Source organism: Allobosea sp. P1_A7 (genome assembly GCF_056406775.1).
On the sequence record NZ_JBFTZN010000587.1, the window covers coordinates 1 to 1,155 of the forward strand.

General features: G+C 64.9%; 2 pseudogenes. Both read left to right on the forward strand.

Going from position 1 to position 1,155, the window contains the following annotated elements:
• Positions 1-525 (forward strand): annotated as a pseudogene (locus AC1D34_RS37815) (hypothetical protein); the annotation flags it as partial.
• A gap of 178 nt (positions 526-703) precedes the next feature.
• Positions 704-1,155 (forward strand): annotated as a pseudogene (locus AC1D34_RS37820) (hypothetical protein); the annotation flags it as partial.

The following is a 1,155-nucleotide window of genomic DNA, read 5'->3' on the forward strand; positions in this document are numbered from 1 at the left end:
CTGAAGTTCAACCTGCCGATGCTCGCCGCTGGCGACGTCCTGTGGTTGCAGGCAGCTTACGCTGAGGGCATGGGCTCCTACCTCGGCTACGGCGGCACCTATGGCTACGGCCGCCTCGGCTCGCTCGCCGCTGCGGACATCGTCATCGACCAGACCACCGGTCGCTCGAAGCTGACCAAGGGCTTCGCCATCACTGCTGGCCTGAAGCACTACTGGACCCCGACCATCCGTTCGGAAGTCTATGGTTCGTACTCCGAGCTCGACATGGGCGCTGCGGTCCAGAACGGCCTCGGCACGCTCCAGAGCGGTCCGGTCAAGCTTGACCCGAAGGAGTTCATCATCGGCACCAACCTCGTCTGGACCCCRGTTTCGGGYCTSGATATCGGCGTGGAAGTTCTCTACTCCAAGGTTGAGCTGAAGAACCGCATCGGTCAGGTCAACAACTTCGGCSTWCGCAACAACAACCTGCTGATCAAGTCGGACGACGCCCTCACCGGCCGTCTGCGCATCCAGCGCGACTTCTGATCGGTTCTCCGATCCTAGTCGGAAAGCCCCGGGGAAACCCGGGGCTTTTTTCGTTTGGATATCGAGGGTTAGGCCTGTTCACTCACTTGACAGGGGCGGGCGAACCGTCCTGACTTGGCGCCCTGGGGACGGTGATCGGTAAGGGCCTGACAAGTCTGTGCCGACGCGGGGAGCGGGAATGGCGCAGCCGGCAAACTGGTTATGGGGGCTCGTGCCGCTGGCGCTGCTCTGGAGCGCCAGCAACCTCTATCTGGATGATGCGATTCAGGACGATGTCAGTCGCCGTGCCATCGCGGTGGCGACGCAGGTCGCCGGCGAGGCGCCCGGCGCAAGGCCGGTCATGGCGCTCGTTGCCGGACGCGATGTGCTGATCGTGGGCGAGGCGCTCTCGGCCGATGGCGCTGCCAAGGCCATGGTGCAGTTGCGCGGCGAATTCGGCATACGCCGGGCGCTCGGGGGCCTGTCCCAGGTCGTCGCGCAGAAACCCTATAGCTGGTCGGCGACGCGCGAGCGCGATGCGGTGACGCTGAGCGGCTTCGTTCCCGATGAGGCGACGGCAACCGCCAACATTGCCGCGGCGAGTGCGGCCGTCCCGGGATTGCGCGTCGACGATCGCCAGATGCTCGCTTT